The organism is Altericroceibacterium xinjiangense, assembly GCF_003958635.1.
Lineage (GTDB): Bacteria > Pseudomonadota > Alphaproteobacteria > Sphingomonadales > Sphingomonadaceae > Altericroceibacterium_A > Altericroceibacterium_A xinjiangense.
Genome location: NZ_RSEK01000002.1, coordinates 78,789 through 91,392, shown reverse-complemented (window position 1 = coordinate 91,392; position 12,604 = coordinate 78,789). Strand labels below are relative to the sequence as shown.

Below are 12,604 nucleotides of genomic sequence, written 5' to 3'. Positions count from 1 at the left end.
TGCCCTCTTCCTTAGCGACCCGGGGCGGCCTGCTGCGGCTGAGCCGGCTGCTGCGCGCCGGCAGCGGCTTGCTGTTCGCGCAGTTCACGCGGCAGCCAACCTTGCGGAGGGGTGATCTGGACCGACGGGACAAGCGTGTTCAGCTCGGTCAGGACCGCCTGGTTGAGCACCGCGGCGGTATCCGCGTAAAGCACGTTATCGGGCGTGATCACGACGCTGATGTTCTGGCGCCGGGCCGCGTTCTGGATCGCCGTTCCCAGCTGAGCCTCAAGCTGTTCCTGCACATAGGCTTCCGACAGCGAAACCGGCTGCAGGATCTGCTGCAGCTCGCGCTGACCGCTCGTCTGGATCTGCTGGAGCTGGGCTGCCTGCTGCTGGAGCGCCTGCTGGTTGGGATTGGCGGCCTGGCTGGCGGTCTGCAGCTGCTGGATCATCGGCTGCAATTGCGCCTGAATCGCCTGGCGGCGGGTGTTGGCCTGGTCCAGCTGCGCCCGGTAGGTCGTCTGCTGCTGCTGCTGCGCGGCCTTGAAGGCGTTGGAGTTGGCGACCACCGCCTGGATGTTGACCACGCCGATGTTCGGAGCCGTCTGGGCGGCGGCGGGCGCGATGGCGAGCGGCGAGACAGCGGTCATCAGGATTGCGGCAGGAAGCGCCGCCTTGAGAAGAGCTTTCATCAGAATTGGGTTCCTACGTTGAAGGAGATGATCCGGGTATCGTCACCCTCCTGCTTCAGGATGGGATAGGCGAAATCGATCCGGAAGGGGCCGAAGGGTGAATTCCAGTTCACGCCAAGCCCCACCGTCATGCGCGGGCTGGCTGAGTTGCCGACGAAGACCTCCTGGAAAGCGGGGATCGAGTTGCCGACCGGCGTATTTGCGGTGCCATCTGCGCGGGTCGGGTTGGTGACAAGCGTGACAGTGCCATCCGATCCGGTTTGCGAATAAAGCGCTTGCCCGGCGTCGTTGCGCGTCGGAACGAACAGGCTTGGCGGCGCGATGGAGATCAGTTCCGGAGAGGTCACGTTGAACACAGATCCGATATCCGCGAACAGCGATGGCCGCAGCCCCAGTTCGCGCGCCCCCGCGCCGAGCGGGATCTCTAGCTCTGCCCGGGCGAGGTAGTAGGTGTTGCCGCCAAGTGCATCGTCGGTGTTGCGATCGTCGTTCAGCGGGAGCAGCGTATACTTGCCGTCGGCACCCTGTTCATAGAAGCGGCGGATCACGCGCGGCCCGACACCGCGGATGTCGAAGCCATGAAGCTGTTGCTGGTTCAGAAAGAATCGGTCGGTCAGAAGCACGTCGTCGACATTCTCCCCCCGGTCCTTCAGCCCCTGAATGTGGCCGCCTTCCGCCGCAAGCGAGAAGATGAACCCGCTTCCGATGTCCCAGTATTTCGCCCCTGCCGCGCGCGCCCGGATGTAGCGGACCGAACCGCCAAGGCCGGCGAAATCGAGGCTTGCGGTCACACGCTCACCCCGGGTCGGCCGGATCGAGTTGTTGAGCGTACTGTAGATACCGGAAACACCGAGGATCGAGCTTACCCGGTTGCCGATCGCCTCACACAGGTAGCGGCCGGAAAGCAGTGGTTCGCAGGTGCTGACCCCGTCCCCGTCAAGATCGGCAAAGTAGGTCCGCTCATCAAGCGAGATCTGATCGTAGTTGAGCGTGTAGCGCGCCAGCACCGACAAGTATTCCGTCAGCGGAACACCAAGCCGCAGCTGCATACCGGTCGTGGTTTGCTCATAGGTGGCAGCATCACGGTCATAGTAACCGTTGTTGAAGTTGCTGCGATAGATGTCGATGCCGGCCGAGATGTTCTTGTCGAACACGTAGGGTTCGGTGAAGCTCAGCTGGGCGGAACGGGAAAAGCGCGACCAGTTTATGCTCGCGCCTGCCGTCTGTCCGCGGCCGCGGAAGTTCTTCTGCTGGATCGAGGCCTGCAGGATGAAGCTTTCCAGGCTGGAGAACCCGGCGGAAAGCGAAAGCTGCCCGGTCGGCTGTTCCTGCACGTTGGCCTGAAGCACGATCCGGTCCGGGGCGCTTCCCGGCACTTGTTCGATCTCGAAGTTTTCCTGGAAATAACCCAGCGAGTTGATCCGGTTGGTGGAGCGCTTGACCGCCAGCGAATTGAACGCGTCGCCTTCCGCGATGCGGAACTCGCGCCGGATCACCTTGTCCTGCGTCAGCGTGTTGCCGTTTACATCGATTCGCTCGACATAGACGCGCGGCGCCTCTCGGATCACGAAGTTGACGTCCATCGTTAGCGTTTCGCGATTACGCTCGAACTCCGGACGCACGTTCGCGAACGCGTAGCCGAAAGTTCCGGCGGTTTCGGTCAGCTGATCGACGGTGTCTTCGACCAGTTTCGCGTTGTACCAGTCGCCTTCGTCCATCGGCAGGGCCTTGGTCAGCGCGCCGCTATCGAAGTCGCGCAGCTGGCTTTCCACCGACACATCGCCAAATTTGTAGCGCGGGCCTTCCTCCACCACGTAGGTGATGATGAAGTCCTTCTTGTCGGGCGTCAGTTCGGCCACGGCCGAGATCACCCGAAAATCGGCATAGCCCTGGCTGAGGTAGAACAGCCGGAGCTTCTGCTGATCGAACGCCAGCCGGTCGGGATCGTAGCTGGTGCCGGAACTGAAGATCTTCAGGAGACCGGCTTCCTTGGTCACCATTTCATCCTTCAGCTCGGAATCCTTGAATTCCTCATTGCCGATGATGTTGATCTGGCGAACCTTGGACTTGGGGCCTTCGTTGATCTCGAACACCACGTCGACGCGGTTCTGGTCAAGCTTGACCATCTGCGGTTCGACGACGGCGGCGAAGCGGCCTTGCCGCTTGTAAAGCTCGATGATGCGGGCAACGTCGGCGCGCACCTTGGAACGGGTGAAGATCTGCCGCGGCGCCAGCCGGATTTCGGGCAGGATCTTGTCGTCCTTGATCCGCTTGTTGCCTTCCAGGACGATCCGGTTGATCACCGGGTTTTCGGTGATCTGGATCGTAACTACGCCCGCTTCGTTGCTGATCTGGTAGTCGGAGAACAGCTCCGTCGCGGCAAGGTCCTTCAGCGCCTGGTCGGCGGCCGCCGGGGTGTACAGTTCACCCGGGCGCAGCTTGATGTAGCTGAGGATCGTCTGCGGCTCGAGCCGTTCGGCTCCGACGACGACGATAGACTGGATCGGGCTACCCTGCGGGGCGGGAGCCTGCGCAGCCGGAGCCGACTGGGCCGGGACCGACTGAGCGGATGGCTGGGCGCCGGCGACCGGAGCGGCATCCTGGGCGAACGCCTGACTCGGTACTCCGGCCAGGATGGTGCAGCCCAGTAGCGCCACGGCAAATTCCGAGGCTGAAATGATTTTCGCCCTGCGGCTCATATCCCGTCCATTCATTGATGCCGCACGTCCGGCAGATGCTTTCCCGGTCCCGACGATAGCCCGCGAATTCCGGCGTGGCGTGGGAGTGCGCCTCTGCCCGATGACACGCGGCCAATCAAGCGTACTGCCGGTCAAGCGCCGCCTTACCCGTCCCTTTTTCCGTCTACCCGCTGAAAGCCGGCAGAGAGAGAAAATCGTTGATCGTGACGAACAGCATCAAAGCAAGCACGAAGGCAATGCCTGTGCGGAACGCCCATTCCTGACCCCGAGCGCCGATCGGCTTCCGACGGACCGCTTCCGCCGCGTAGAAAGCCAGATGCCCGCCGTCGAGCGCAGGAATTGGCAGGATGTTAATGAATGCCAAGTTAATCGAGATCAGGGCCGCAAAGTTGATGAACGGGAGCCAGCCGAGGCTCAATTGTTCGGCGGAAAACTTGGCGATCTTGATCGGGCCGCCAAGTTCATCGACAGAGCGGCGGCCGGTGATGATCTGGCCGATCCCGGTGACCATCATCTCCACGATCTGTCCCGTACGGCTTACCCCCAGAACCAGGGCTTCCGCCGGCCCAACCGAGACAAGCTCCCCGCCCGTGGCGCCCACGCCAAGCTGGCCGATACGGAATTCGTTGCCGAACCGGTCCTGTTCAACGGTGGTGCCGAGCGCGACCGGCACCCGCATCCGTTCACCGTCCCGATCGATCTCCAGCACGATTTCAGTGCCCGGATGCGGCGCGACGTAGTTGCGCACTTGTTCGAACGATTCGATTTCCTGGCCGTCCACCGAGACAATCCGGTCACCGATCTCGATCCCGGCCGCTTGCGCCGCACTGCCTTGCGCCAGCACATCGACGATCGGGGGAACCTGCGGCTTGCCGAAAGCGAAGCTGAACGCGGCAAGAATCAGCACTGCGATCAGGAAATTTGTCGCGGGGCCGGCGGCGACAATCAGCGCACGCTGCCAAAGCGGCTTGGCAGGGAAGGTCCTTTGGCGCTCCTCCTCCGGCAGGGCGAGCCATTCCTCGCTCGGCTGGCTGGCAGGATTCATGTCTCCTGCGAATTGCACGTACCCGCCAAGCGGAAGGGCGGAAAGCTTCCACCGGGTCCCGCGCTTGTCGGTAAACCCGGCAACTTCCTTGCCGAAGCCGACCGAAAACGCGTCAGCCTTCACCCCGAAGAAGCGGCCGACCAGATAGTGACCAAGCTCGTGCAGCGTGACCAGCGGGCCGAGCAGGAGGATGAACCCGACAATCCACATCCAGAAAGGTGGGGTTTCGAACACGTCAGGCACGCTCCAGCAACGCGGCGGCGCGCGCTCTTGCCTCGGTGTCCACGGCCAGGACATCGTCCAGGTTCGACGGATCGGGGAAGGAGGCGCACTCCAGAACTTGTTGCGCCAGTAACGAGATTCGCGTGAACCCGATCTGACCGGCAAGGAAAGCAGCCACCGCGATTTCGTTCGCCGCGTTCAGCACGGCAGGCGCGGCGCCGCCTGCCTCGGCCGCGGCCCTCGCAATGCGCGTAGCGGGAAACCGCTCCTCGTCCGGTGCAAAGAAGGTCAGTTCCCCCAGGCCCGCAAGGTCGAGCGGCTGACAGGGAGTGTCCATTCGCTGCGGCCAGGCGAGCGCACTGGCGATAGGAACCCGCATATCCGACGGGCCAAGTTGCGCCAGCGTTGAGCGGTCGCGGTATTCGACCATCGAATGAACCACCGATTGCGGGTGGATGATGATGTTCAAACGGTCCAGCCCCACCGGAAACAAGTGGTGGGCCTCGATCAGTTCCAGCCCCTTGTTCATCATCGTCGCGGAATCGACGCTGATCTTGGCGCCCATGTCCCAGTTGGGATGCGCGACGGCCTGCTTCGGGGTTGCCCGCGCCAGCTGCTCGAGCGTCCAGGTGCGGAACGGTCCTCCGCTGGCGGTCAGGGTGATCGACCGAACATCCGCGATCTCGCCTGCCTGAAGGCACTGGAAAATCGCGTTGTGCTCCGAGTCGACCGGCAGCAGGGTGGCGCCATGCTGCGCAACCGCGGCGGTCATCACGTTGCCGGCCGAAACCAGCGCTTCCTTGTTGGCCAGCGCGACCACCCGCCCCTGCTGGATCGCGGCCATCGTGGGGGCCAGTCCCGCGCAGCCGACGATTGCCGCGACCGTCACATCGGCTCCGCGCGCCGCCGCCTCACACAGCGCCTGCGCCCCCGCGGCCGCTTCCGTCCCGCTTCGCTGCAATCCATCGCGCAGGGCGGGCAGGCAGCTTTCGTCCGCCACCACTGCAACTTCGGCGTCGAATTCCCGCGCAAGCTCGGCAAGCTGCGACGCCTGGCAGTTGGCAGTCAACGCGACGACGCGCCATTGTTCGCGATCGCGCCGGATCAGGTCCAGCGTGGAGGCACCGATGGAGCCGGTTGCCCCCAGAATCGAGATGGAGCGCACCGTCACAACCCGGCCCAGCCGCCCAGCAGTCCGGCAAGCAGGCTGACGGCGATCAAGCCGTCCACGCGGTCGAGCACGCCGCCGTGACCGGGGATCAGGCGCGAGGAATCCTTCACCCCAGCCTTCCGTTTCAGCCAGCTTTCGAAGAAATCACCCGCTTGGGCCGCAACGGCTAGCCCTGCCCCGATCAAAGCGGCGACCAGCACGGCGTTCCATGCGACGCCGGGACCGGACCCGCTGTCGAGCCGGCCAAGTGCGGAACTGAGTACGCCGGCAACCACTGCCAACCAGGCCGCGGAGGCCGCCATCCCTCCAAACAAGCCGGCCCAGGTCTTCGATGGGCTGATCCGCGGTGCGACCTTGGGTCCGCCGATTGCCCGACCGACAAAGTAGGCGCCGGTGTCAGTCAGGATGACCGAGATCACCAGCATGGCCATTACGAACCGTTCCTGAAACACGAGAAAGGCCGCTGACAGGAGGATGTAGACTGCGCCGGCCAGAATACCGCCGACGCGGTAGAACACGTTGTCGGTGGCTTTCACCACCAGCAGGCTGAATTCGATCAGGGTGACGAGCGTGACCAGCACGATGAAGGCCTGCAGCCACGGATTACCCAGTGCGAAGGCTCCGGCGGCGAGCGCCAGCATCGCAAGTGCGGAGGCGACCCGCACCGGCAGGTCGGGGTTTCGGGATGCCGGCTTTGCGACGGCGCTGGTCCTATCGCCCGCCAAAGCGACGCTCCCGCCCGGCGAAGCTGTTCAGCGCCTCTTCCAGATGGGCGGGCATGAAATCGGGCCACAGTACGTCGGTGAACCACATTTCCGCATAAGCCGCTTGCCACAGCAGGAAATTCGACAAGCGGACCTCACCCGACGTGCGGATCAGCAGGTCCAGCGGCGGCAGGTCGGCCGTGTCGAGATGCGCGGAAATCGATTCCGGCGTGATCTCGCCCGCTTGCGCTGCTTTCGCGGCGGCCCGGGCGATTTCCTGTTGCGAGCCGTAATTGAGCGCCACCGCTACGGTGCGCTGCCCGTTGGCGGTCCGCGCCAGCGCATCGTCCAGCATGGCGACGATATCCGGCTCAAGCACCGTGTAGTCGCCGATGATCTTCAGCCGTACGCCGTTGGCGATAAACTCGGGCAAGTCGCTCGCGATGAACTTGCGCATCAAGCCCATGAGATCGGAAATCTCCTCCTCCGGCCGTTTCCAGTTCTCTGAGGAGAAGGCGTATAGCGTGAGGCATTCCAGCCCCAGCGCCCCGGCTGCGCGGACCGTCCGGCGGACCGCCTCAACCCCGCGATAGTGGCCCATCGCGCGCGGCAGGCGGTTGCGCTTCGCCCAGCGCCCGTTGCCGTCCATGATGATCGCCGCATGGCGGGCGCCGTGGCCCGCTCCCCCGCCCTCGCTTTGCATGGCAAGCGTATCGCCGGGCTTGTGAACGAAGGCAGGAGAGGGCGAGCCTCGCATCACGGCTGAAGGATTTCCTTTTCCTTCGCCTCCGCGGCTGCATCAGCGTCAGCGATGTACTTGTCGGTCAGCTTCTGGACTTCGTCCTCGGCGCGCTTGCGCTCGTCCTCGGAGATGTCCTTCTTCTTCTCGTCCTGCTTCAGGGATTCCATTCCATCGCGCCGGACGTTGCGGATCGCGATGCGTGCTTTTTCCGCATACTGCCCGGCCAGCTTGGCCAGATCCTTGCGCCGTTCCTCTGTCAGATCGGGCAGCGGCAGACGCAGGGTCTGTCCGTCCATGATCGGGTTGAGGCCAAGGTTGGCGTGGGAAATCCCTTTCGCCACGGCCTGGACATTCGCCTTGTCCCAGACCTGGACCGACAGCATCCGCGACTCGGGCGCGGAGACGGTCGCGACCTGGTTGAGCGGCATCAGCGACCCATACACGTCCACCTGAACCGGATCGAGCAACGCAATGTTGGCGCGCCCGGTCCTGAGGCCGGAAAGGTCGCTCTTCAGCGAATCCACCGCGCCGGCCATCCGCCGCTCGATGTCGGACTTGTCATATTTCGCCATCGTCACGCTTCCTCTTTGACTATCGTCTGGACCCCTTCGCCCGTCAGAACGCGGGCAAGGTTGCCTTTTTCCCGGATCGAGAACACCACGATCGGGATGGCGTTGTCGCGGCAGAGCGCGACGGCGGAGGCGTCCATTACTTTGAGATTGTCGGCCAAAACCCGGTCATACGTCACGGTTCCGAACCGGCTGGCCTCGGGATTCTTCTTCGGGTCGGAATCGTAGACCCCGTCCACGCTGGTGCCTTTCATCAGCACGTCGCACTTCATTTCCGCCGCGCGCAGGGCAGCCCCGCTGTCGGTGGTGAAATACGGGCTGCCGACACCGGCTGCAAAGATGACCACGCGCCCTTTTTCCAGGTGACGTTCAGCCCGGCGGCGGATCACCGGCTCGCACACCGCATCCATCTGGATGGCAGACTGGACGCGGGTGCTGACACCGAGCTGCTCCAGCGCGTTCTGCATCGCCAGCGCGTTCATGATGGTTGCGAGCATGCCCATGTAATCGGCCTGAGCGCGGTCCATTCCCTGCGCCGCTCCAGCCATTCCGCGAAAGATGTTGCCGCCGCCAATGACCAGGCAAATTTCCAGCCCGGTATCCTTCGCATCCTTCACTTCCTGCGCGAGTTCGGCAACGGTAGCGGGATCGATCCCGAACTGCTGATTGCCCATCAGCACTTCGCCGGACAGTTTCAGCAGGATGCGCCTGGCGCTGGGTACGATCATTTCGGGAGCTCTCCGGGGCTGGCGTTAGGCCCTTATACGGCGAAGGCGCGCGGTGCCAAGGGCGAGGCGGACACAAAAAACCCCGCGCAGCCAGAGCCGCACGGGGTTTTGAAAGGATCGCCGGATCAGCCGTTTACGGCAGCGGCAACCTCTGCAGCAAAGTCGCTCTGTTCCTTCTCGATGCCTTCGCCGAGCTGGAAGCGGACATAGTCCTTGAGCACGATCTGCGTGCCTGCGTCCTTGCCCGCCTTCGCAACCACGTCGGAAATCGGCGTCTTGTTGTCCATGACGAACAGCTGGCTGAGCAGCGCGTTTTCCTTGGCGAACTTCTTTACCGCGCCATCGACCATCTTTTCCTGAACGTCGGCTGGCTTGCCGCTCTCGGCTGCCTTTTCACGGGCGATCGCACGCTCACGGTCAATCACCTCGGCATCAAGACCGTCGGCGTCGAGCGCCTGCGGGAATGCGGCGGCGATGTGCATCGCAAGCTGCTTTCCAAGCGACTCCAGCACGTCCGCGGGGGCATCGCTCTCAAGCGCGACCAGCACGCCGATCTTGCCGAGATTGGCGGCCGACGCGTTGTGCATGTAGGGAACGACCACGCCGCTGCTGACCGAAACGGTCTTGATCCGGCGGATCTGCTGGTTCTCACCAATCGTGGCGACGTTATCGGTCAGCTTTTCGCCAACCGTGCCGCCACCCGGGTATTCTGCAGCCTTCAGCGCATCGACATCGTCGGCGGAAAGCTCGAGCGCCTTCTGCGTGACATTGCGGACGAAGTCCTGGAACTGGTCGTTCTTGGCGACGAAGTCGGTTTCGGAGTTGACCTCCACCGCAACGCCCTTTGTGCCTTCGACGGCGATGCCAACCAGACCTTCGGCAGCGGTGCGGCTCGACTTCTTGGCAGCGGCAGCGAGCCCGCGCGCACGCAGGTTGTCGACGGCGGCTTCGACGTCGCCGTTGGTTTCGGCCAGCGCCTTCTTGCAATCCATCATGCCCGCGCCGGTGCGCTCACGCAGGGCCTTTACGTCCGCGGCGGTGTAAGCAGCCATTGTGTACCTCTTTTGAAATTCGTCGGGCACCGGGCCCGCTGGAACGGCAGGGCCCGGTGCGAAAAAAATGCGTCAGTTACGCTCCGGCAGCAGCCGGTTCGGCCGTCGCGGCTTCCTCAGGCGGAAGATCCATGCCGCCGATGTCGGCGCCCGAATCCACCACACCTTCGTTACGGCCTTGTGTCGCCGCCTGGGCAACCGCGTCGCAATAAAGACGGACGGCGCGGCTGGCGTCGTCGTTGCCGGGAATCGGGAAAGCGATGCCGCTGGGGTCGACATTGGTGTCGAGCACCGCGACCACCGGAATGCCAAGGATGTTGGCTTCCTTGATCGCCAGCTCTTCCTTGTTGGCATCGATCACGAACATCACGTCCGGAATTCCGCCCATGTCGCGGATGCCGCCGAGCGACATCTCAAGCTTGCCGAGCTCGCGAGTAAGCTGGAGCACTTCCTTCTTGGTCAGCCCCGAGGTGTCACCAGCGAGCTGCTCTTCCAGGCTCTTGAGGCGCTTGATCGAACCGGAAATGGTCTTCCAGTTAGTCAGCATGCCGCCAAGCCAGCGATGGTTGACGAAGTGCTGACCTGACCGGCGAGCCGCTTCGGCAATCGGATCCTGCGCCTGGCGCTTGGTGCCGACGAACAGCACCTTGCCGCCGGAGCGGACGGTCGACGACACGAAGTCCAGCGCACGAGCCATCAGCGGGACGGTCTGCGACAAGTCGATGATGTGGACCCCGTTCCGCGCACCAAAGATGTACGGCTTCATCCGCGGGTTCCAGCGGTGGGTCTGGTGGCCGAAGTGTGCGCCGGCCTCGATCAGCTGCTGCATTGAGACGGTGGGTACCGCCATGATAGTTTCCTTTCCGGTTCTGTCCTCTGGAAGGCAGGGAACCCGAAGAGATCGGGCACCGGCATATGAGCCTTCCATGTGAATTTGCTGGACCGGTAAAAAGCCGACCTGGCGTGTTTTACCTCCAGCGAGGCAGGCACTTAGTCCGGAAGGCGAGGAAAATCCAGCTTCATCTCAGCGCTAAAAAAGCGCGCCTTGCCGCAGAACGCGCTTGACGGTTCAGAACATATAGGGAACATTGCGTCCGGTCATAGGATGAAGTGGAACCTGAACGATTCCTAGGACGTTATCCACAGGCTCTCCACAGCAAATCGCTGCCTGGAGCACAGGCGGAAGGTGAGAAAATGTCGACCATCTTTATCTCGTTGTTCTTCCTCGCTGTGGGAGTGGGGGCAATCGCCGTTACGGCCGAAGCCCTGTCCCGGGCGCTCCGTACCGCGCGGATGATTCGCGGCCAGATCGCCGCCGACCCGCGGGTCCTTTTCAGCACGATGGAGTTCGGTGCCCGCGATCGAGCGAAGATCGTGCGCCCCGCGCGCGCTCCCGTTGCACGGCCTACGCGGCCGGCTGCTTCGCCGCAGCGCGTTGCCGCCTGATCTTCCCGTAATTGACGAAGGCGTAGGGCATCAGCACCAGGTAGATGATTGAGAGGACCGCCAGCGTCCACCACGGCTCGGTCAGCAGGGCTGCGAACACCAACCCGGCCAATGCAATTGCTTCCAGACGTATGTGTCGCCGCGGGCGGATCGAGCTCCAGCTGAGCGTCGGAAGGTTCGAAATCATCAGAAACGCCACTATCGCCAGCCACACCGTTACCAGCACGGGGTGACGGAACTCCGCCTCTCCTGTGGCCTGCCAGAGGAAAAGCGGCAGGAACGCCAGGCCCGCCCCGACAGGGGCAGGCACCCCGGTTAGGAACCCTGCCGACTTGTGCGGCTGGTCATCCAGATCGATCCGGGCGTTGAACCGCGCAAGTCGCAGGGCACAGCAGATCGCAAACGCAAGCGACGCGAACCACCCGAAGCGCGGCAGGTCGTGCAGCGCCCACAGGAACAAGACAATCGCCGGGGCCGTGCCGAAGCTGAGCGAGTCAGCAAGACTGTCCAGTTCAGCCCCAAAGCGCGACTGGGCCTTCAGCAGCCGGGCAATACGTCCGTCGATCCCGTCGAGCATTCCTGCCAGAAGGATCGCAAACACCGCCATCGACCAATTGCCGTCAATCGCAAAGCGAATGCCTGTGAGGCCTGAGCACAGAGCCGCTGCGGTGATCGCGTTGGGCAGGACCGCGCGCATGGCCAGCCCGCGCGCTGTTCGCCGGGCGATCGGCTCCTCGTCCTCGCTCGCTTTCGGCCCTAGCCAACCAGGCTGCGTGTCAGATGGATCACCTTCGGTCACTGCCGAACTCCTTCAATCAAGCTCTGTTGCCCAAGTTCTGCCAGGATTGTTTCCCCGGCGATCACCTTCTGCCCGAGCAAAACACGCGATTCGGTCCCGCGCGGCAGGTAGACGTCCACCCGGCTGCCAAAGCGGATGAGCCCGACCCGCTGCCCCGCAGCAAGAATATCTCCCGCCTTGACGAACGGCACGATGCGCCGGGCGACCAGTCCCGCAATCTGCGTCATTCCGATAACTTGCCCGTCGTTCCGCTCGATCAGGACGTGCTGTCGCTCGTTTTCGTCGCTGGCTTTGTCCAGATCCGCGTTCATGAACTTCCCGGGGATGTACACGACGCGCCGAACCGTGCCGCCAACCGGGGCGCGATTGATGTGCACGTCGAACACCGACATGAAGATGGAAACGCGCGTGACCGGCCCGGCGGGCAAGCCGGCCATACCGGTCAAATCCTCCCCTTGCAGTTCACGTGGGGGTTCGACTTCGGAGATCAGGGTCACCAGACCGTCCGCGGGCGCGACGATGAAGCGTTCGTCCTGCGGCACGACGCGTTCCGGGTCGCGGAAGAAGGCAAATACCCAGATCGACAGCAGCAGCATCGCCCAGCCGACGAGCGGCCAATCCAGGATGAGCAAGAAGATCAGGCTGATCGCAACCGCGATCAGACCGAATTTTCGCCCCTCGGGGTGGATGGAAGGCCAATTCCAGGCAGCTTCGCCCCGCCCCCGGTTATCGACTAAATCTCCGGCCATCGCT

General features: G+C 63.3%; 13 protein-coding genes. 1 reads left to right on the top strand and 12 read right to left on the bottom strand.

Translation table 11 applies throughout. From position 1 onward, the window contains the following. Positions 1–11 precede the first annotated feature (11 nt). The 10 genes from ELY13_RS02620 to rpsB form a co-directional block, all read right to left on the bottom strand. Entirely contained in the window at positions 12–674 is a 663-nt protein-coding gene (locus ELY13_RS02620; RefSeq protein WP_126172333.1) for an OmpH family outer membrane protein, read from the bottom strand. Further along, entirely contained in the window at positions 674–3,373 is a 2,700-nt protein-coding gene (bamA, locus tag ELY13_RS02615) for an outer membrane protein assembly factor BamA (RefSeq protein WP_126172332.1), read from the bottom strand. The genes ELY13_RS02620 and bamA overlap by 1 nt, the downstream gene beginning before the upstream one ends. 163 nt (positions 3,374–3,536) lie before the next feature. Continuing rightward, complete coding sequence (gene rseP / locus ELY13_RS02610) at positions 3,537–4,652, bottom strand: RIP metalloprotease RseP (protein ID WP_241233510.1); 1,116 nt, start codon at positions 4,650–4,652, stop codon at positions 3,537–3,539. A 1-nt stretch (position 4,653) separates the two neighbouring features. Further along, positions 4,654–5,805, bottom strand: coding sequence for a 1-deoxy-D-xylulose-5-phosphate reductoisomerase (locus tag ELY13_RS02605; RefSeq protein WP_126172331.1), 1,152 nt, complete (start codon positions 5,803–5,805; stop codon positions 4,654–4,656). Positions 5,806–5,807: 2 nt separating this feature from the next. Then, positions 5,808–6,476: a phosphatidate cytidylyltransferase gene (locus ELY13_RS02600; protein WP_241233509.1), complete on the bottom strand. Its 669-nt coding sequence runs from the start codon at positions 6,474–6,476 to the stop codon at positions 5,808–5,810. A 46-nt stretch (positions 6,477–6,522) separates the two neighbouring features. Beyond that, positions 6,523–7,218 carry a polyprenyl diphosphate synthase gene (gene uppS / locus ELY13_RS02595; protein WP_126172575.1) on the bottom strand — a complete coding sequence of 232 codons (696 nt, stop codon included), beginning with the start codon at positions 7,216–7,218 and terminating at the stop codon, positions 6,523–6,525. 53 nt (positions 7,219–7,271) lie between these two features. Continuing rightward, positions 7,272–7,829, bottom strand: a complete 558-nt coding sequence (gene frr, locus ELY13_RS02590) for a ribosome recycling factor (RefSeq protein ID WP_126172330.1) — start codon at positions 7,827–7,829, stop codon at positions 7,272–7,274. A 2-nt stretch (positions 7,830–7,831) separates the two neighbouring features. Beyond that, positions 7,832–8,554, bottom strand: a complete 723-nt coding sequence (gene pyrH, locus ELY13_RS02585; RefSeq protein WP_126172329.1) for a UMP kinase — start codon at positions 8,552–8,554, stop codon at positions 7,832–7,834. Between the two features lie 125 nt (positions 8,555–8,679). Further along, the gene (gene tsf, locus ELY13_RS02580) at positions 8,680–9,606 is read right to left on the bottom strand and encodes a translation elongation factor Ts (RefSeq protein ID WP_126172328.1); all 927 of its coding nucleotides are present in this window, start codon (positions 9,604–9,606) and stop codon (positions 8,680–8,682) included. Positions 9,607–9,682: 76 nt separating this feature from the next. Next, positions 9,683–10,456: a 30S ribosomal protein S2 gene (gene rpsB / locus ELY13_RS02575; protein WP_126172327.1), complete on the bottom strand. Its 774-nt coding sequence runs from the start codon at positions 10,454–10,456 to the stop codon at positions 9,683–9,685. Positions 10,457–10,800: 344 nt separating this feature from the next. Here rpsB and ELY13_RS02570 point away from each other — a divergent pair, with 344 nt between their 5' ends. After that, positions 10,801–11,052 carry a hypothetical protein gene (locus tag ELY13_RS02570; RefSeq protein WP_126172326.1) on the top strand — a complete coding sequence of 84 codons (252 nt, stop codon included), beginning with the start codon at positions 10,801–10,803 and terminating at the stop codon, positions 11,050–11,052. Here the strand turns inward: ELY13_RS02570 and ELY13_RS02565 are convergent. After that, positions 11,012–11,749 (bottom strand): CDP-alcohol phosphatidyltransferase family protein, encoded by a 738-nt coding sequence (locus ELY13_RS02565; protein WP_126172574.1) that lies wholly within the window; start codon positions 11,747–11,749, stop codon positions 11,012–11,014. The two genes, ELY13_RS02570 and ELY13_RS02565, sit on opposite strands and share 41 nt — an antisense overlap. Before the next feature lie 98 nt (positions 11,750–11,847). Beyond that, positions 11,848–12,600, bottom strand: coding sequence for a phosphatidylserine decarboxylase (locus ELY13_RS02560; RefSeq protein ID WP_126172325.1), 753 nt, complete (start codon positions 12,598–12,600; stop codon positions 11,848–11,850). Positions 12,601–12,604 lie beyond the last annotated feature (4 nt).